The organism is Bacillus sp. 7884-1, from assembly GCF_002272245.1.
GTDB lineage: Bacteria > Bacillota > Bacilli > Bacillales > Cytobacillaceae > Neobacillus.
Map to the genome: position 1 here is coordinate 45,251 of NZ_NPDD01000129.1, position 18,786 is coordinate 64,036.

At 41.6% G+C, this 18,786-nt stretch carries 15 protein-coding genes and 1 pseudogene; all 16 read left to right on the forward strand.

The window, feature by feature from the left end:
• Positions 1 to 115 precede the first annotated feature (115 nt).
• The 16 genes and pseudogenes from CHI06_RS15525 (at position 116) to ggt (ending at position 18,786) form a co-directional block, all read left to right on the forward strand.
• Complete coding sequence (locus CHI06_RS15525; protein WP_095249538.1) at positions 116 to 766, forward strand: ABC transporter permease; 651 nt, start codon at positions 116 to 118, stop codon at positions 764 to 766.
• 33 nt (positions 767 to 799) lie between these two features.
• On the forward strand, positions 800 to 1,798 hold the full coding sequence (locus CHI06_RS15530; RefSeq protein WP_095249539.1) for an ABC transporter ATP-binding protein: 999 nt from the start codon (positions 800 to 802) through the stop codon (positions 1,796 to 1,798).
• Between the two features lie 13 nt (positions 1,799 to 1,811).
• Positions 1,812 to 2,549 (forward strand): ABC transporter permease, encoded by a 738-nt coding sequence (locus CHI06_RS15535; RefSeq protein ID WP_095249540.1) that lies wholly within the window; start codon positions 1,812 to 1,814, stop codon positions 2,547 to 2,549.
• Positions 2,550 to 2,576: 27 nt separating this feature from the next.
• On the forward strand, positions 2,577 to 3,509 hold the full coding sequence (locus CHI06_RS15540; RefSeq protein ID WP_095249541.1) for a glycine betaine ABC transporter substrate-binding protein: 933 nt from the start codon (positions 2,577 to 2,579) through the stop codon (positions 3,507 to 3,509).
• Positions 3,510 to 3,542: 33 nt separating this feature from the next.
• Positions 3,543 to 4,883: an MmgE/PrpD family protein gene (locus CHI06_RS15545; protein WP_257009326.1), complete on the forward strand. Its 1,341-nt coding sequence runs from the start codon at positions 3,543 to 3,545 to the stop codon at positions 4,881 to 4,883.
• On the forward strand, positions 4,864 to 5,766 hold the full coding sequence (locus tag CHI06_RS15550; protein WP_095249543.1) for an alpha/beta hydrolase: 903 nt from the start codon (positions 4,864 to 4,866) through the stop codon (positions 5,764 to 5,766). Before CHI06_RS15545 ends, CHI06_RS15550 begins: the two co-directional genes overlap by 20 nt.
• A 391-nt stretch (positions 5,767 to 6,157) precedes the next feature.
• Positions 6,158 to 8,488, forward strand: coding sequence for a glycerophosphodiester phosphodiesterase family protein (locus CHI06_RS15555; RefSeq protein ID WP_095249544.1), 2,331 nt, complete (start codon positions 6,158 to 6,160; stop codon positions 8,486 to 8,488).
• Between the two features lie 403 nt (positions 8,489 to 8,891).
• The gene (locus tag CHI06_RS15560; protein WP_095249545.1) at positions 8,892 to 9,092 is read left to right on the forward strand and encodes a hypothetical protein; all 201 of its coding nucleotides are present in this window, start codon (positions 8,892 to 8,894) and stop codon (positions 9,090 to 9,092) included.
• A gap of 728 nt (positions 9,093 to 9,820) precedes the next feature.
• Positions 9,821 to 10,039 (forward strand): annotated as a pseudogene (locus tag CHI06_RS30935) (cyclase); the annotation flags it as partial.
• A gap of 869 nt (positions 10,040 to 10,908) precedes the next feature.
• Positions 10,909 to 11,649 (forward strand): FadR/GntR family transcriptional regulator, encoded by a 741-nt coding sequence (locus CHI06_RS15575; protein ID WP_095249546.1) that lies wholly within the window; start codon positions 10,909 to 10,911, stop codon positions 11,647 to 11,649.
• 99 nt (positions 11,650 to 11,748) lie between these two features.
• Positions 11,749 to 13,311, forward strand: a complete 1,563-nt coding sequence (locus CHI06_RS15580) for an ABC transporter substrate-binding protein (protein WP_095249547.1) — start codon at positions 11,749 to 11,751, stop codon at positions 13,309 to 13,311.
• A 36-nt stretch (positions 13,312 to 13,347) separates the two neighbouring features.
• Positions 13,348 to 14,301, forward strand: a complete 954-nt coding sequence (locus CHI06_RS15585) for an ABC transporter permease (protein WP_095249548.1) — start codon at positions 13,348 to 13,350, stop codon at positions 14,299 to 14,301.
• Positions 14,301 to 15,131 (forward strand): ABC transporter permease, encoded by an 831-nt coding sequence (locus CHI06_RS15590; RefSeq protein WP_095249549.1) that lies wholly within the window; start codon positions 14,301 to 14,303, stop codon positions 15,129 to 15,131. Before CHI06_RS15585 ends, CHI06_RS15590 begins: the two co-directional genes overlap by 1 nt.
• Positions 15,132 to 15,149: 18 nt before the next feature.
• Positions 15,150 to 16,124, forward strand: a complete 975-nt coding sequence (locus tag CHI06_RS15595; RefSeq protein ID WP_095249550.1) for an ABC transporter ATP-binding protein — start codon at positions 15,150 to 15,152, stop codon at positions 16,122 to 16,124.
• Positions 16,121 to 17,137 carry an ABC transporter ATP-binding protein gene (locus tag CHI06_RS15600; RefSeq protein WP_095249551.1) on the forward strand — a complete coding sequence of 339 codons (1,017 nt, stop codon included), beginning with the start codon at positions 16,121 to 16,123 and terminating at the stop codon, positions 17,135 to 17,137. The genes CHI06_RS15595 and CHI06_RS15600 overlap by 4 nt, the downstream gene beginning before the upstream one ends.
• Before the next feature lie 38 nt (positions 17,138 to 17,175).
• Positions 17,176 to 18,786, forward strand: a complete 1,611-nt coding sequence (gene ggt / locus CHI06_RS15605) for a gamma-glutamyltransferase (protein WP_095249552.1) — start codon at positions 17,176 to 17,178, stop codon at positions 18,784 to 18,786.

An 18,786-nucleotide genomic window follows, 5' to 3' on the forward strand; every position in this document is an offset into this window, starting at 1 on the left:
CGATTGGCGGGTTTTTTTACAAAATTTTTAGAAAATTACATAAATATCTTTAATTCTGTGTTGGCACGGTACTTGCAAGATATATAGATAAATAGTTTGCAAGGGGGTGCAGAAGTTGGAGATTCTAGATTTCGTCTCAACCAATTGGTCAGAAATGCTTAGGATGACGTTAGAACATATTCAATTAGTTGGTTTAGCAGTTGGAATTGCTATTTTTACTGGGGTACCATTTGGAATTTATATTTCACAGCGGGAATCCTTGGCTGAATTGGTTCTGGCTGTAGCAGGTATCATCATGACGATACCGAGTATCGCATTATTTGGGATCATGATTCCTATTTTCTCACTTATTAATCAAGGAATTGGATTTTTACCAGCGATTGTGGCGTTAATATTGTATTCCCAATTACCGATTATTCGAAACACCTATATTGCGATTAAGAATGTGGATCCGAATGTAAGAGATGCAGCAATTGGAATGGGAATGACCACCTTTCAGCGTTTAGTAAAAGTAGAGCTTCCACTGGCCTTTCCGGTCATTATGGCAGGTGTACGAATGGCGATTGTTCTTACCATTGGTATAGGGGCCATTGCGGCTTACATTGGAGCAGGCGGGTTAGGCGGTTACATTGCCCGCGGTATTTCAACTAGCTATGCAGCGATGATTCAAGCAGGAGCATTAGCCGTTTCCATTTTAGCCATTTCTGTGGATTTATTGTTAGGGAAGTTGCAGAAGAAAGTAGCAGGGAGAAGTGCTAGATCTTAAAACGTAACTAAATGAGGAGGATGGTGAAGTCGAATGATTGAATTTAAAAATGTCACAAAGGTTTATGAAAGCGGTAACAAAAAAGTGACCGCGGTTAATGATATTAATTTTCAAGTTGAACAAGGTGAAATCTGTGTTTTCCTTGGACCATCCGGATGTGGAAAGACGACTTTGCTTCGAATGGTCAACCGCTTAATTCCCATTACCAGCGGTATGATTGAAGTAGAAGGTAAAGATATTCATTCCATGGATATGATTAAGCTTCGAAGATCGATTGGATATGTCATTCAGCACAATGGATTATTTCCAAATATGACGATTGAAGAGAATATTAATGTTGTTCCGAAAATGCTGGGCTGGGATCAGAGTAAAATGAAAAAACGATATAGTGACCTTATGGATATGATGGGATTGGACGCTGGTCAGTTTCAAAAGCGTTTTCCATATGAATTATCAGGGGGGCAGCAGCAACGGATTGGTATTGCCCGTGCTTTAGCGGCAGATCCGCCCGTAATGCTAATGGATGAACCGTTTGGGGCACTGGATCCCGTTATTCGGGACCACTTACAAAATGAATTTTTGAAGATTCAAAAAGAAATGAAAAAGACGATTCTTTTTGTCAGTCATGACATCGATGAGGCCATTAAATTAGGAGATAAAATCGCTATTTTTGATACAGGGAAGCTCATGCAAATCGGTACATCTGATGAAATCTTGTCTAAGCCAAAAAATGATTTTGTCCGTGATTTCGTCGGAGACGACCGCTCCTTAAAGCGATTAACGCTATTAACCGTTCGAGATTTGATTGTTTTAGTTGATGGCTTTAAAAAGAACCGATTGAATAATGAGTGGCATGGGCAGGTCATTTCAGTTAACGAGAACCTAAAGTCCGCTTTAGCCGCCTTGTTAATGGCTCCAAATGGAGAGGCGTGTGTAGTCGATGATCATAACCGGAAAATAGGCGTATTGCGTGTCTCTGATTTTAGTTTATTAACGGAAGTCCATCCGAAAGATATCTCGATTGTAAGATAAGGAGGGAGGCATTTTGACAGGTAAAAAAACGGAACAAATCGTAAAGATCAGTTTATATGTAATTGTGTTGGCGATTTTAAGCTGGGCATACTTTACCGGAGCATTTCAGTTCATTATTGATAATCCCGGTGACTTACTCTATTTAACTGGACAGCATTTAAAGCTTGTAGGAATTTCGGCGGCTCTAGCTATTGCCACAGCTGTGCCTCTAGGTATACTGATCACACGTCCAAAATTTAAAAAATATGATTGGATCGTGATGAACTTTGCAAACATAGGTCAAACGGTACCAAGTTTAGCGATTCTTGCACTTGTGATGAGCTACTTTGGATTAGGCTGGCAAACAGCGATTTTCGCACTTTGGTTTAATAGCTTACTTCCCATCCTTCGAAATACAGTCGCAGGGGTTGAAAACGTCAATCCTCTCATTATCGATGCCGGAAAAGGAATGGGAATGACTTCAAAGCAAATCTTTTTTAAACTTGAATTTCCCAATGCCATGTATGCAATCATGGCGGGGATTCGAACCTCAGTGGTCATAAATATTGGAACTGCTGCTTTATCCTTTCTTATTGGAGGCGGTGGTTTAGGAGATTTAATATTTACTGGAATTTCCCTCTATGATACTGGGATTATGCTTTCTGGAGCTGTCCCTGTCATCCTGTTGGCCATCCTGATTGATTTTTTATTGGGAAGATTCGAAAAGGTGCTCATTCCAAGGGGACTTCAAAGAACACTCGAAGCAGCTTAATTTTTACTAAAAGGGGAGGAAATACCAATGAAGAAATTTGTTTATCTGTTATGCGCTGTCATGATGCTCATCTCTTTAGCAGCATGTAACAGTTCAAGTGCAAGTAATAATGGAGGTGGTTCTGGCAAAGGTAAGGGGAAAGTGACGGTAGGAGGAAAGGATTTCACGGAGCAGCAAATTCTATCTAAAATTACTTCTATTTATTTAAAAGACAAGGGGTATGATATTGAGGAAGCGAGCAATATGGGAAGTACTGTCGTCCGCTCTGCCTTAGAAAATGGACAAATTGATGTTTATTGGGAATATACCGGTACTGGGTTAGTCGTGTATCAAAAACAAGCGGTGGAAACAGATTCCGATAAAGCCTATGAAAAAGTAAAGAAAAACGATAAGGAAAACGGAATTGCTTGGTTAGATAAAGCCAATTTTAACAACACTTATGCCATCTTGATGAAGAAGGACACAGCGGAAAAATTAGGGATAAAATCCGTTTCAGACTTATCGAAGCTTGTAAATGATGATTCAAAGAAATTAAAGTTTGCTTCTAATGCAGAATTTTATGCCCGACAAGATGGAGTAAAGGGTTTACAGGAGCATTACGGTTTTGAATTCCCTTCAAAGAACGTAGTGAAAATGGATTCTGGGCTGCTTTACAATGCGTTAAAGGATGGACAGGTCGATATTTCAGTTGGTTTCGCAACGGATGGCCGTATTAAAGGCTTTGATCTCGTTGTTCTTGAAGATGATAAGCAATTCTTCCCAGCCTATAATGGGGTTCCTGTTGTAAGACAGGAAGTAGCAGATAAAAATCCTGAAATCTCTGAGTTGCTTAATAAATTGGCGGATCTTCTCGATAATGAAACGATGATGACCCTCAATTATTCCGTTGATGTAGATCATAAGGATGTGACAGAAGTAAGCCGTCAATGGTTAGAAGAGGAAGGGTTAATTAAAAAATAACGTTCTCTACTAGGGAAGTGAACTGGATTGCAGATGGTTTCTGGAAAATTAGTGAAGTATATGATGGAAGAATCTTATTCTTCGATTCCCATCCATGTTAAGCAAGCTTTAAAAGAAGCCCTTACAGATATTATTGCCTGTACGATTGCAGGAACCAAAACAAATGTATTTGAAATCGTGAGGAAATTTTCCAGAAGTCAATGGGGAGCTGGAGCAAGCTCAATTCTCATGAGTTCTTATAAACTCAGTGCTTCAGGAGCTGTCCTTGTCAATGCAACATCAGCCAATGCCCTGGATATGGATGATGGTCATCGCCTTGTGAAAGGACATCCAGGTGCCATTGTTTTCCCCGCCGTATTTGCTGCTGCGGAAGAGTACAATATTTCAGGTGAAGAATTTCTGACTTCGTTGCTAATAGCATATGAAGTAGGGATTAGAGCTGGGATTCTCGCCCATCACCTTCGTTCTGAATACCATTGTACTGGTTCTTGGGGAGCCATTGGGGCAGCCGCTGGGGTAGGCAGGGTAATCGGATTATCTGAAGGTGAAATGCATCATGCGCTTGGCATCGCTGAATACCAATCGACCTATTCACCAATGATGCGCTGCATTGAAAAGCCATCCATGCTGAAGGACGGGATCGGCTGGGGAAGTATGACAGGAATCAGTTCTGCTTACTTAGCAAAAGAGGGTTTTACGGGGATTCCATCTCTTTTTGAAATGGAGGAAGCCCATGCTTACTTACAAGAATTTGGGCAAGTTTATAGAACAGAAGAACTCTACTATAAGCCTTACGCCTGTTGCCGGTGGGCCCAGCCAGGTATCGAAGCTTTGCGAGAATTGATAGAAAAGTATAATTTATCAAAGGAAAATGTTGAAAAAATAACCATTTATACTTTTACCGAGTCTGCCAGTTTGAGTCGATGCTATCCAAAAAATACGGAAGAAGCGCAATATAATTTAACCTTTCCAGTTGCCGCTTATCTGTATGCGGGTGAAGTCGGTCCCGATCAAGTATTAAATGAGTTAGAAAATCCAGAGATTCTAAAAATCATGGATAAAATGGAAGTTTATGGAAGTGAAGAATGTAATCGTGAATTTCCTAAAAAGGCTCTAAGCAGAATCGAAATTGTAGATTCTGAGGGGAACTTATATGCTTCTCGCATCCATCAAGCAAAGGGTGACTATGATTATCCGCTTACATCCACGGAAAAGAGGCAAAAGTTTACTAGTTTAGTAGCTCCGATATTAGGAGCAGCGCGTTGCGATGATTTATTTGAATGTATTCAAAATGTAGAAAACCTAAAAAACATTCGCCACTTAAGCGAATTAATAAACCTTGGAGGGATTAAACATGAAAGAACGCCAAATTAGTTTTTATAGTGAAGGATTAAAATTAGATGGGACGATCTATTTGCCAGATGATTATCAGCCTGGTGAAAAAAGACCAGCTATTATCCCTAACTCTGGATACCAGGGCTTTAATGAATTTTATCCGCGTTTGTTTGCCCGTAATTTAACTGAAGCAGGCTATGTTTGCCTCGGATTTGATTACCGTGGATTTGCAAAAAGTGAGGGGCAGCAAGGTAGAGTTATTTTAGATGAGCAAGTACAAGATATCAAAAATGCGATTACGTTCCTGCAGCTTCAAGAAGAAGTAGATCCTGAAAATATTAGCTTAATCGGCTGGGGAATGGGTGCCTCGAACGTTGTGCGCGTCGCAGCATCCGATGACCGCGTGAAGGCAGTTGCCGCACTAAACGGTTTTTTTAACGGTGAAAGATGGTTAAAATCCATCCATTCCTATGTTGAGTGGGTAGAGATTAAAAAGATGATCGAGGAAGACCGTATTCTTCGTGTCACAACTGGAAGTTCAAAATACGAGGATCCATTTATTCATTATCCATTAGACCCTGCCACTAATGATTATGTCCAAAAAGAACTTGCACCTTTATCACCATTTGGGAAGCTAACACAATTACAATTTACTGAATCGATTATTGAGTTGAATGCTGAAAAAACGGCGAAAGACATTAAATGTCCATTATTTGTAGCACATGGAAAGGATAATCTACTTCATCCAGTCGATGAATCCCTTAAATTTTACGATGCAGCAGCAGAACCTAAACAGCTGTACATCATTGATGGGAAACATAACGACTTCATGTATCATGAACACCCAGTATTCCAGGATTTAATTACTCAACTAAACACTTTTTTTGGAGCTTGTCACTTTCCTAATTTAGTCGAAGTTTGATAGCTGTTTGTGCTTATTGATGCTTATATGGAAAGACAAGGTATGTAAGGTTCACTGAGGAAATTAAAGTAAATTAATAAAGTTTAGGAAGAGAGAAGTGTTAAAAGCACTTCTCTTTTTTGTCATTTAGACAATTTAATTGCCTAGTAAATACTTTTTGCAAATGCTTGAACAAAAATCTGGGTACCAGGGGCAAAATAGAATTTATCATTTGAAAATTCAAAAATTTTTACAGAATATTTGCAAAACATTAATCCCACCTTTACCTTCATTAGGTACTATTTTCATAGGAAACTCAATTATTTCTTCTCTCTCTTTCTATTAAAAGTGACAGAAGAACACTCGCACGATCAGTCACTATGTTTCTACTAATTTAAAAGGGAGACTAGCAATGACAATGAAATTCAAGGGGAAATCAAAGAAGGTTGCAGCTATTCTAGTATCGGCAAGTATTTTCGGAAGTATATGGATGGCTCCGGTTGACCGTTCAACCAAGGTTCATGCTGCGGAGCAAACACTCACACAGGAGAATTTTGAGGAAATCGCTAACGGGCTGCTGCCTGCCGGCTGGAAGCTGGTCCAGGGAGATGCCAAGGTCATAGAAGGCAAGCTAGTATTAACTTCTCCATCTTCTGCCTCTCCTGCTAGAGTAGTGATTCCTTTAGGAAATCAATCAGGGAATTACGTTTTTGAAGCGGATATGACGTTTAAAAGCGCGGTGGAAGACAGCCGATGGGCTTCGTTGATGTATCGTGTACAGCCCAATTCTTATCCGTATTATCAATTCGCTATGCGCAGAGGCACTACGGCAATGAACGGGCTGGAGTTTGCGATTCGGAATGAAAGCAATCAGTGGGTTGTGCCGGAAACAAATTTTTATCCGGAAAATATGGCTTTCAATAAAACCTATCATATCAAAGTGATCGCAAGCGGCAATCGTGTCCAGCAGTTCATCGACTGGCAGCTTGTGGTTGATACGGATCAAGCCGGGAAATGGGCGAATGGGGATGTTGGCTTTCAAGCGAACGGTACGACGGTTCAATTCGATAATGTAAAGGTAAATGAATATCTGAATGCGCTTCCTCCTTTAGCGAAAACGAACGCTTTTCTTCCGAAAGAAACGAAAACGAATATCGTAAACCCTCCTACGATCATTTCGCAAACCGTTGCGCAAGAAGGGGCATCTTCGGTTCTCCTGCAGGCAAAGCGGAATGTACAGGGGCAATGGACTGTTGACGGAGCTCCTATTGAAAAATCTCTAGACAACATCAAAGGCAACTTCATTCCGGTTGTTCAGGTGGAGGAACATGCGGATATTGTAGGTCTAGCGAATATCATGAAAGAAACACAGATGCTGGATTTTCAGATTTTATCCAGCAATCCTGCCATCGTGAAAGAAATGCGAAGCTTTATAAAAACGGCTCGCGGTGCCCTTCTTTACAATAAGTCATCCTTCAATAAGAATGATATGGCCGCTTTCGCGCGAGACATTCATGAAAGTGATGCGATGGTTGCGGTAATGCCACAAAAAAATCTGAGCCCTGATGCGGTACATTATTTACATAGCCGCGCAATTTCCGTTTGGGGTAGCGGCGCAGAGGATGTGCAAACCGCCCATACGCTCATTCATCTTGGAGTGGACGGTATTGTGACGGAGAACCCTGCAGCTTCCATTGAAGCGTTGAGGCAATATCCAGTGAATACGCTCGTGCAGCGCCCGGTCGTTGCAGCACATCGCGGCGTACCTTCCCTTGCGCCAGAAAATACAATAGCTTCCTATCGAAAGGCTTCTGAATTAGGAGCGGATATGATTGAGACGGACGTGCAGATCACGAAGGATGGCAAGCTGGTCATTATGCATGACTACAATGTGGATCGGACAACGAACGGCACCGGTTATGTAAAGGATTTAACACTTGAACAGATTCGTGCATTGGATGCCGGCATCAAGTTCAGTCCCGAATTCCAAGGTGAAAAGGTGCCCACCTTTGAAGAGTTTTTAAATGAGTTTAAAGGGAAAGATGTGGTCCTGCTGGTCGAGTTGAAGACGAGCGGCATCGAGAAGCAAGTGATGCAGGAAATTGAGCAAGCTGGAATGATTGATAACGTAGTGATTCAAAGCTTTGATGCCAACCATATCAGAAACGTTCGCAGTCTCAAACGAGAAGTCGGCACTGGTTATCTTTACTCGGCAGGCGCTCCGACCACGATAGACAGCAGGTTGAAAAAAGCCCAGCAAATGATGCAGTACGGCGCCAGCATGAACGCGACGCTAAACGCAAACTACGGCAGTCTGTATCCGGAATTCATCCAGTACATGCGCCAGCGCGGATTTCTGAATATGCATTGGACGTTTAGGGACGAGGATCCATTTGGACAAGCCTTGCAGGCGGGCGTTGTCGGACCAATCACAGACAACACGCAGTGGCTGACGGACGCTCCGATTCGTCTGGAAATCCCGAACAAAAAAGTGAATCTGAAAGTCGGAAAAACAACGACTATACAAATAAAATCAAAAGTGAACTATCGAGGTGACATACGAGAGACGATTCCGACTACTCTATTTGTGAACAGCGGAGAAGACAAAGTGAAAATTGAAGGCAATACCATTCAAGCATTGAAGCCGGGAATAATGAATGTGTTTGCGATGCATACTTTCCAAATGCTCGGGAAGGAATGGCATATTGTAGCTGAGCCGATTGAAGTAACTGTTACAGAATGAAAAGTAAAGATAAATGCCTCTCTTTCAAACGGAGGGGCATTTTATCGTTATGGGTCTATATTAATATTCTTTCAAAGAGGTTGTGAAGTTCATGGAAAAGAATCTATTATTCTTTCTGTAGAATCTTATGAAAGGATGGTGGTTTTTTTATGTGCGCCCTGCAACGGTGATATTTAAAGCACCTCTCGAGTTAAACGGGCTTTTAATCCTAATATAAAAGAGTATGAATACCGTTGAGATTGTATAGGTTTTCACTTAAACTACTATGTAAATAAACTTCTGTAACATAGGTAAAATGGCAATACTAAAGAAGATGCAGCTCATTCAAATTTTTTTAAAAGAGAGCGCCTGATCCAAGGTGCCTAATTCTCGTAAGAAATATTAAAGGAAGGAAGTGGTGAGAATGAAACCACAAAGAACTTTTTTTAAAATTAAAGATTTGATATTTGAAGTCCAGAAACCCGAAATTACACTAAAACAAATCAGAGTTTCGCAGATTAAAATTGAAAATGAGGAATATAAAGCACTTAGAAAAAAATTCGATGAAGATGTTTTTAATATAGAAAAAAAACCTGAAGGATGGTTTATAACTGAGAAAGAGTAAGCCCATCTCGTTTTATGAGAGGGCTTTCATGTATAGATATGTAATACCTTATTGAACGAGGGGGTTGACCGAGGAGATTAATAGATAATGATTGTGTAGATTTGTCCGTACCCTGATACAAAAACAATCATAGTTTATCTAAAAGAATTAGAAAAATGTTTGCAAAAAGTAAATACCGAGGAACTAAAAAGATGGCGAAATTAATTCACAAGAATTGCCCAAACATAAAGAGCAACCATTTTTCGATAGTAGAGCGAATCGGATCGATGATTTGTTTTTTGGCTTAAAAAGAAAAGAAACTGCGACCAGTACTCACACCACTCAAAATCAGATTGATAATCTTCTTAAAACGTAGAGTTAGAAATGCTTATGGAAACGATCGATATGTTTGTTACAACCTCTAAACAATTTAAACCATTATTTAAAGAAATCCCTCCTTTTTTACATCGATTTAGTAAAAAGTTCAAATCTAACGAATAGTATATACATTACTCTTAAGGATAGTGAATCAGGTTCTAGAGGGTAGATTATTGAGCAATAAAAGAATTTGCTGTGCTAAATTTATTACACCTACACCATAAAGAAGAAATGACCTGTAAAAGGTGTTTTTCTAACAGCATCTCCCAGTATGATTCCAAAAGCGAAAAGGACATATGAAGGTAATTGTTTCACTCAACGAAAATATGAATATAAAGAACACTCCAAAACTAATTTAAGGTGGCCTCAAAATGGATAAAAGAGTTCAATTCGACTTTGAAATCGAGTTTACTAATGGCGGTGGAATACAAGGGCAGGAATTTCGACTTGATATTGATGGAGATGACATTACTGACGAAGAGTTAGCTAAGTATATTGTAGAGGATATGAGGTTGCTAATGGTTGGTGAAGTAAGGATACTTAACAAAAAAATAATTAATGAAAAACATAAACGAAGACCTGTTGATGAGATTTTAGGTGGATTTTTAGGTGATAAGTTTGGGAAGAGTAGTATTTTAATGACGGCCCTTGGGTTATCTGCCATTTTTTTAATTGCTATATCAGTCTTACCCATTACGATGCCTCACATGTACTTTAATGTCCTAGTCGTATTAATTGGATTAATGATTTATACCGTTAGAGGTCTTTACTGGTCGTTACTTGGTGACTGTAAGATTGATGAAAAGATACTCGGCCTCGCAATAGGTGTCATATCCTTTATAGGCTATACACCAGATATTATCATGCCTATCGTAAATATTGTGTTGTTTAAATCATTCGGTGATAACAGTGGATATAATGCCTACTTTATCTTTTGTGCATGTGCAGGTATTATTGCGATCTTAATGACTTTAATCTTTAGAAAGTCAGTGAAGAAAGAAGCTGGAAATTCCATTAAAACAGAAGATTTAATTGTGAAAAATGCTTAATTTATTGTAGTAATATTCAATTCTACCAATTCCAATAAAAAAGAAAGAAGATGAGTATATGCTCATCTTCTTTACATGTGTGCCTAGCATGGGTTCAATTTTAAAAAGGCAGAGCTTAAAGAATAGAAATAATTATCAACAGGGGAAGCATTAATGAAGGCTGGGAAGCTTCGTTATGCTTCTTTTTGTGCAAAGTAATGTAATAGGATGACTCTCTATTTGAACCATTAGAACAATTCCTGTGAAATTTAGCCTAGGATAGTATTCTAAAAATTTAGTATTATAGTAATATTTACAATAATTCAAAATATTCGATAAAATAAAACCAACCCATCAGACAGGTGAGACATGTAAGACGCATAAGAAAAGGAAGACGCATAAGATTAGAAAAAACGAATGGGGTGCTGAGCATGTCGAAAAAAGTAAGTAGTATTGTAACTGAATATGTCCTGGAGGAAATTAAAAAGGGAACATTTAAGGTAGGTGATAAACTGCATTCGGAACGAGAGCTCATGGAAACATTGAAGGTAGGACGGTCATCCGTAAGAGAAGCTTTAAATAGCCTGGTCGATATGCAGATTTTAGAGAAGCGCATGGGAATTGGGGTATTTGTCAAAAAAACGGATATTAGCGGCATGGTTCACTCGCATGTCGTGTCCGCGCTGCTTGATCCGAAAAGTTCCAGAGAAATCATGGAGTTTCGTTTGATGCTTGAGGTTGAAATTTGCGGGAAGGCAGCGGAAGTTGCTACAGAAGAGGACTTTGTTCAAATGGAGCAATCTCTGGAAATGATGAAGAGAGCGATCCAATTCAATTTACCTATTTTGGAAGCGGACCAAAGATTTCACCAGGCCATCGTCCATGCAACAAGAAATCAGGTCTTGATGAAAGTCTATGAATCTATTAATGATTTACTTACCTCCGCCAAAAGAGAAATGGTTTTGATTTCTGATAAAGTAACTACGTTTCAATTCCACAAGAACATTTATCAGGCGATCAAAGACCATCATGTAGAACGGGCGAGACAAATGATGAGGGAACATTTGTGTGACGTAGCCATTCGATATGAAAAGCTACATGAAAAATGGGAGAAAGAAGAACAGGACCGGGAGAAAAATGGACAACTAATTTCACCTTCTTCGGATGGCTGAGTAGGTAGTGTGCTATTTTTTTGAATTAAAATTTCTGAAAATAATTATTTTTCAGTTTTATTTTTAAAAATTAGATCAATCAAAATGGGGGTTGAAAGTATGTTTAGTAAAAAGGCTCGGTTTACTTTTGCTACAGCCATAATCGGTACGATGCTGGCATTGACGGGATGCAATGGCGGGAATGAATCTGCAACGAGTGGTAAATCTGAACAAAAGCCACAAGCTTCAGTACCTGGTGACAAAAAAGTGATTAATATCGGTCTTAAAGCGGATCCGCCAAGCTTAGATCCCAGCCAATCCAATGCTTTAGTAGATCGCCAGGTTCAAAACAGCATCTATGATAAACTCTTTGACCTGGACAAGGATGGAAATATTGTACCTGTCTTAGTCGAATCCTATGAGGTTTCTCCGGATGGAAAGGTGTATACCTTGAAATTAAAGACAGGGATTACCTTTCATGATGGTACTGAATTTAATGCTGACGTTGTAAAATTCAACATCGAGCGTAATAGAGAAGATAATTCTCGTCGTAAGAATGAAATGAGTTTTGTTCAAAAAGTAGAGGTAGTAGATCCGCAAACGGTGAAGATTGAACTGTCCGAACCATTCTCTCCTTTTATTTCCATCCTTACCGATCGATCAGGGATGATGGTATCTCCTGATGCGGTGAAGAAATATGGCGAGGATTACTTGAACCATCCTGTCGGAACAGGTGCCTATGCTTTCGTGGAGCATGTTAAGGGCGACCATGTTACCTTGAAAAAGAATGAAAACTATTGGAATGGTGAAGTCAAAATTGATGAATTAAATTACAAGGTGTTTACGAATGGCACAGCAGCGGTTCAAAACTTAAAATCGGGTCAACTTGATTTCATCGATGATGTTCCGACTAAAGAAATTAAGGGATTAGAAAACAATCCTGTTGGAAAAGTGGTTGCTGAATCCGGAATGGCTTACCAAGGGTTCTACCTGAACACCAAACAAGAGCCATTCACCAACAAATACCTTCGTCAAGCTGTAAATAAGGCGGTCGACCGTGAAGCTTTCATCAAGGTAGTACTAGACGGCTATGGAGCACCTGCAAACTCTCCGTTCGGACCAGGTAATCTGGCACATGGAGACTCGGATAAAGTGAGCAAGCCGGATAAACAGGAAATTAAGGATCTGCTGGACAAGGGCGGTAAGCCAGATGGATTCAGCTTTAAATTACAAATCGGCACCTCTCCTGTCAATGAACAGTTCGGGGCTGTTATTCAAAGCATGTTAAAGACCTATGGTATCCAGGTAGAACTAGAAAAGGTGGAGTTTGGTACGATGTTGGAAAATGGGGCTAATCATAAATTCCAAGCTCTTCAGCTCGGATGGTCAGGACGTCCCGACCCAGACCAAAGCTTCTTCGATTTCGTCGTAACCGATCAGCCAAACAACTATGCAGCTGTTTCAAACCCGGAATTGGACAAGCTCGCTAAGAAAGCTCGAACTGAATTGGATCCGGCGAAACGTAAAGGACTCTATGATCAGGCGATGGAAATTGTCCATGATGAATCTGAGTACGTGTATATTTACCATGATTTCAACCGTTTTGGTGTATCTAAGAAGGTTACTGGTTTTGAATATATACCAGACGGCATCATCCATACACAAAAATTAGACAAGCAATAAGATCATCTTGAAATAACTTTTGAGGAGGAGAAGGATATGAAATTCTTAGTAAGGCGTTTGCTGTTAACCATTCCGATTCTCTTCCTAGTGTCGATTCTGACATTTTCTTTGATCCATATGATCCCGGGTGATCCAGCCCGGGTCATTCTTGGTCAAGAAGCGACACCAGAAGCCTATGAATCACTTCGTGCAGAATTAGGATTGGATAAGCCTATTGTTGTTCAGTACGTTACCTGGGTTGGGAATGTTGTGACAGGAGATCTGGGATTATCGATCACGGATCGGGTGCCTGTCACCGAACTAATCTTCCAACGATTGCCCGCTACGGTTGAATTAACGATTGGTACCTTTGTGGTCGCATTATTGATTGCTTTTCCTGCCGGTATCCTTGCAGCCGTTAGAAGAGGAACAGTTATCGACTATACCAGTACATTTATTGCTTTGGGCGGGATGAGTATCCCAAGCTTTTGGCTGGCTATGATGGCAATTATTTATTTTTCAGTAGAGTTAGGCTGGCTTCCGGCCTCGGGGTATGTTCCGTTTTCAGAAAATCCAGTCCAGAATTTGATGGCCATGATCTTACCTTGTTTGGCCACAGGTCTTCGTGAGTCGGCGGTGCTTATGAGAATGCTTCGCTCATCTTTGCTTGAGGTCGTCAATATGGATTTTGTCCGTACAGCTAAAGCCAAAGGGCTAAATGAAGTGAAGACCATTTTAGGACATGTTCTCCGTAATGCCATGATCCCGGTTGTGACTACCTCCGGCTTGATGATTGCCGGACTTCTTGGCGGATTGGTTATAACCGAATCGATTTTCTCCATTCCCGGCTTTGGCCGACTCATTGTAGAGTCCGTTTTTAAACGGGATTATGTAACCGTCCAGGGAGCGATCCTGGTATCTGCCGTATTGGTTGTCTTTGTAAATCTGATCGTGGATCTTCTTTATGCTGTCATTGATCCAAGAATCAAGGCGGAGAAGGGGGTATCGTGATGAAGACGTTCAAAAAGTTTTTGCGAACAGGATTAGGGGTTTTAGGTGCCCTTATTATTTTAACAATGGTTGTGATGGCCATTTTTGCTCAACAATTGGCACCTTTTGATCCGAACGCCCAAGATTATAATGCTATTCTATTGCCCCCAGGCGGAGAGCATCTTTTTGGAACGGATGATTTAGGACGGGATATTTACTCCCGTGTCGTTTACGGAGCACAAATTTCAATTAAAGCGGCTTTATTATCGGTAGGGATTGCCATCCTCATTGGAGTTCCCATTGGACTTCTTTCTGGTTACTTTGGCGGATTCTGGGATGAATGGGTGGTCATGCGATCTGTTGATGCCATGCAGGCTTTCCCTTTTCTTATCCTGGCGCTGGCGATTGCCGCCGTGTTAGGAAATGGATTTGGAAATGCCATGATCGCCATTGGAATAGGGTTTGCCCCCGCTTTTATCCGGATTACACGAGGACAGGTGTTGCAGCTTCGTAATATGGAATATATTCTTGCGGCCAAAGCGACAGGCGTGAAAGATCTTCGCATTATTTTCAGTCATATCCTGCCTAATGCACTTAATCCAATTATTATTCAATCTACTCTGGCTATGGCAGCAGGAATTCTTGCAGAAGCCTCCTTATCCTATTTAGGACTAGGGGTGCAGCCGCCGACCCCATCATGGGGAAGTATGCTGAACCAGGCCCAAACATTAATGAATGTGTCTCCTTATGCAACTATTTTTCCTGGTATGGCCATTTTCTTGGTTGTTCTCGGATTTAATCTGCTAGGTGATGGATTACAGCAAACCTTGGATCCAAGAATCCGAAAATAATGGAAAGGAGATGTGAACATGAGTGCTATCTTGGAGGTCAAAAATCTGAAAACAAAGTTTAAAACAGATTACGGTACCGTTAGTGTTGTTGATGGTGTAGATTTCTCCATTAAGCCTGGTGAGACGCTTGGCGTCGTTGGGGAATCTGGATGCGGAAAAAGTGTGACTAGCCTTTCGGTTATGAGGCTTCTGCCGTCCAATGCCAGCAATGAAGGAAGTATAACCTTCCAGGGGAAGGAGCTGATATCCCTTCCGGAGAAGCAGATGCAGCAGGTTCGGGGAAATGATATCGCGATGATCTTCCAGGAACCGATGACATCCCTTAATCCATTGCATACGGTAGGAAGGCAAATCGAAGAAGCTGTTATTCTCCATATGAACATTTCCAAGCAAGAGGCCAAGGAAAGAGCGATTAAGATGCTAAATGCAGTTGGGATGCCGAGAGCACAAGAGATTTATGGTGAATATCCCCATCAGCTGTCAGGCGGCATGCGTCAGCGCGTAATGATTGCTATGGCGATGGCGTGTGATCCCAAATTAATCATTGCGGATGAACCAACCACGGCCCTTGATGTAACCATTCAGGCGCAAATTTTGGATTTAATGAGAGATTTAAAAGATAAAACAGGAACTTCCATCATGCTCATAACGCACGATTTAGGGGTTGTAGCCGAAATGTGTGACCGCGTAATCGTCATGTATGCCGGCCAAGTTGTTGAAGAGACAGATGTACAGACTTTGTTTGAAAATCCGAAGCATCCCTATACGATGGGGCTGATTGATTCCATTCCATCCTTTGAGGATGAAAAGGAATATTTGAATACGATTCCCGGCTCCGTTCCGCTTCCCTATGAGATGCCGAAAGGATGCCGGTTTGCTCCTCGATGCAGCTGGGCGAAGGAGATTTGTCATCAACATGCTCCAGAGCTGATGGAAATCGAAAGCCAACATAAATGCCGCTGCTGGCTTGTTACGAAGGAGGATGCATCATGAGCGAAAACAAGCCTATTTTAGAGATCAAAGGGTTAAAAAAATACTTTCCTATTAAGACGGGTTTTTTCAATAAAGTAACCGGTCACGTCCAAGCTGTTGACGGGGTGGATTTTAGCGTGATGCCAGGTGAGACCTTAGGAATAGTGGGAGAATCAGGCTGTGGAAAATCGACCACGGGACGTACGATTTTGCGTTTATTGAATCCCTCTGCTGGAGAAGTGTTGTTCAATGGCAAGGATCTGGCGAAACTGTCCAAGGAAGAAATGCGGCAGATGCGCAAGGATATTCAAATGGTCTTTCAGGATCCCTATGCTTCTCTCAACCCGCGCAAAACGATTAGGCAGATTCTGCTTGAGCCCCTGAAAGTGCATGGGATTGGATCATCCCGTGGGGAACGGATGAAAAGAGTGGAGGAAATTATCGAAGTGGTAGGGCTGAGAAAAGAGCACTTAGACCGTCATCCCCATGACTTCTCCGGTGGTCAGCGCCAGCGGATTGGGATCGCGCGAGCTCTCATCCTTAAGCCGAAGGTAATTATTGCGGATGAACCGGTTTCTGCTCTTGATGTTTCCATCCAATCGCAGGTTTTGAATCTATTAAAGGATTTGAAGAAGGAGTTTAATCTTACGCTGATCTTCATTTCTCACGATCTATCCGTTGTCAGGCACTTATGTGATCGTATTGCCGTGATGTATTTGGGGCGTGTGGTGGAGATTGCCGATAAAAAGCAGCTCTTCACTAACCCAAGCCATCCATATACGCGAGCTTTATTATCGGCTGTGCCCATTGCGAATCCGAAAGCCAAGCGGGAGCGGGTCATTCTTCAGGGAGATTTGCCAAGTCCGGCTAACCCGCCGTCAGGATGTACATTCCATCCTCGTTGCCCGGTCGCAAATGAAAGCTGTAAAACGAAAATTCCCATTCTAAAAGCCATTGATAGCGGACATCAGGTTTCCTGTCATCTCTTTACGGAGGGGAAGGTAAAAGAAAGCAAAGAAGAAATGATCGGATAAATCATCCAATTGCTAGAGACTAAAGGAGGTAACAAAACATGAATTTTGATGCTGGACATTATCCTTATCCATCACAACGAAATGTAGTATATGCCAAGAATGGAATGGTCGCTACGTCTCAGCCCTTGGCTGCACAAGCAGGGTTAGATATTTTGAAACAAGGCGGAAATGCAATTGATGCAGCGATTGCAACCGCTGCTTGTTTGACCGTAGTAGAGCCTACCTCCAACGGAATTGGGGGAGACGCTTTTGCGCTTGTTTGGACAAAAGGACAATTACACGGACTAAATTCAAGTGGTCCGGCACCGATGAAGATCTCCATCGAAAAAGTAAAACAAGATGGACACGAAAGGATTCCAAAGTACGGCTGGCTCCCTGTAACTGTACCTGGTGCTCCGGCAGCTTGGGTAGAATTATCAAAACGTTTCGGCCGTCTACCGCTGCTAGAGGTGATGAAGCCAGCCATTGAATATGCAGCAAACGGCTTTCCTGTTTCACCTACACTAGGACGCTTTTGGAAAAGGGCATTCGAACAATACAAGCAGCAATGTACAGGGGAAGAGTTCGAAGCATGGTTTGAGACCTTTGCACCAAAGGGACGAGCACCTGAAGTCGGAGAAACATGGTCCTCACTTGACCATGCTGACACACTGGAAGAAATCGCAAGGACAAACGGAGAAAGCTTTTACAAAGGGGCCATTGCAGAAAAAATAGCAGCAGCTTCCAAGGCTAACGGAGGCTATTTAACAAAAGATGATTTAGCCGCCTTTCAACCTGAGTGGGTAGATCCTATTAAGGTAAACTATCGCGGCTATGATGTTTGGGAAATCCCGCCAAACGGGCAGGGTATTGTAGCTCTTATGGCTCTGAACATACTAAAAGGCTTTGATTTTACAGCAAAAGAAGCAACAGACACATACCACAAACAAATCGAAGCCATGAAGCTTGCTTTTACATGCGGCAAGCAATATATTACAGACCCTAACCATATGGGGGTAAGTGCAGAAGAGCTATTAAGTATTTCGTATGGCCAGCAGCGCCAAGCACTGATTGGAAGTGAAGCATCCACGCCTGCTCCAGGTGTACCACCGCGCGGAGGAACCGTGTACCTTGCAACAGCTGACGGAGAGGGCAACATGGTATCCTTTATCCAAAGTAATTACATGGGCTTTGGTTCTGGGATTGTAGTGCCAGGAACGGGAATTGGCTTACAAAACCGAGGACATGATTTCAGCCTTGACCCAACGCATTACAACTGCCTTAAGGGTGGCAAGAAAACGTACCATACGATTATTCCGGGATTTTTAACGAAGGGTAATCAACCTGTTGGACCTTTCGGTGTAATGGGAGGATACATGCAGCCACAAGGTCATGTTCAAGTCATTATGAATACCATCGATTTTCACTTAAATCCCCAAGCAGCTTTAGATGCACCAAGATGGCAATGGAAGAATGATAAAACAGTAGAGGTAGAAAAAACCTTCCCATTCCACATCGCAGAAGAATTGGTGCAAAAAGGACATGACATTAAAGTGATGGTAGACTCAGGTTCGTTTGGCCGCGGACAAATTATATGGCGAAATCCTGAAACAGGTGTACTGATGGGGGGCACAGAATCACGGACAGATGGGGCCATTGCCAGTTGGTAA

What these genes read in the sequence shown, in the direction of transcription:
- CHI06_RS15530 (WP_095249539.1), top strand. Translation starts at nt 800, where the DNA reads ATGATTGAATTTAAAAATGTCACAAAGGTTTATGAAAGCGGTAACAAA.
- CHI06_RS15540 (WP_095249541.1), top strand. Translation starts at nt 2,577, where the DNA reads ATGAAGAAATTTGTTTATCTGTTATGCGCTGTCATGATGCTCATCTCT.
- CHI06_RS15545 (WP_257009326.1), top strand. Translation starts at nt 3,543, where the DNA reads ATGGTTTCTGGAAAATTAGTGAAGTATATGATGGAAGAATCTTATTCT.
- CHI06_RS15550 (WP_095249543.1), top strand. Translation starts at nt 4,864, where the DNA reads ATGAAAGAACGCCAAATTAGTTTTTATAGTGAAGGATTAAAATTAGAT.
- CHI06_RS15555 (WP_095249544.1), top strand. Translation starts at nt 6,158, where the DNA reads ATGACAATGAAATTCAAGGGGAAATCAAAGAAGGTTGCAGCTATTCTA.
- CHI06_RS15560 (WP_095249545.1), top strand. Translation starts at nt 8,892, where the DNA reads ATGAAACCACAAAGAACTTTTTTTAAAATTAAAGATTTGATATTTGAA.
- CHI06_RS15575 (WP_095249546.1), top strand. Translation starts at nt 10,909, where the DNA reads ATGTCGAAAAAAGTAAGTAGTATTGTAACTGAATATGTCCTGGAGGAA.
- CHI06_RS15580 (WP_095249547.1), top strand. Translation starts at nt 11,749, where the DNA reads ATGTTTAGTAAAAAGGCTCGGTTTACTTTTGCTACAGCCATAATCGGT.
- CHI06_RS15585 (WP_095249548.1), top strand. Translation starts at nt 13,348, where the DNA reads ATGAAATTCTTAGTAAGGCGTTTGCTGTTAACCATTCCGATTCTCTTC.
- CHI06_RS15590 (WP_095249549.1), top strand. Translation starts at nt 14,301, where the DNA reads ATGAAGACGTTCAAAAAGTTTTTGCGAACAGGATTAGGGGTTTTAGGT.
- CHI06_RS15595 (WP_095249550.1), top strand. Translation starts at nt 15,150, where the DNA reads ATGAGTGCTATCTTGGAGGTCAAAAATCTGAAAACAAAGTTTAAAACA.
- CHI06_RS15600 (WP_095249551.1), top strand. Translation starts at nt 16,121, where the DNA reads ATGAGCGAAAACAAGCCTATTTTAGAGATCAAAGGGTTAAAAAAATAC.
- ggt (WP_095249552.1), top strand. Translation starts at nt 17,176, where the DNA reads ATGAATTTTGATGCTGGACATTATCCTTATCCATCACAACGAAATGTA.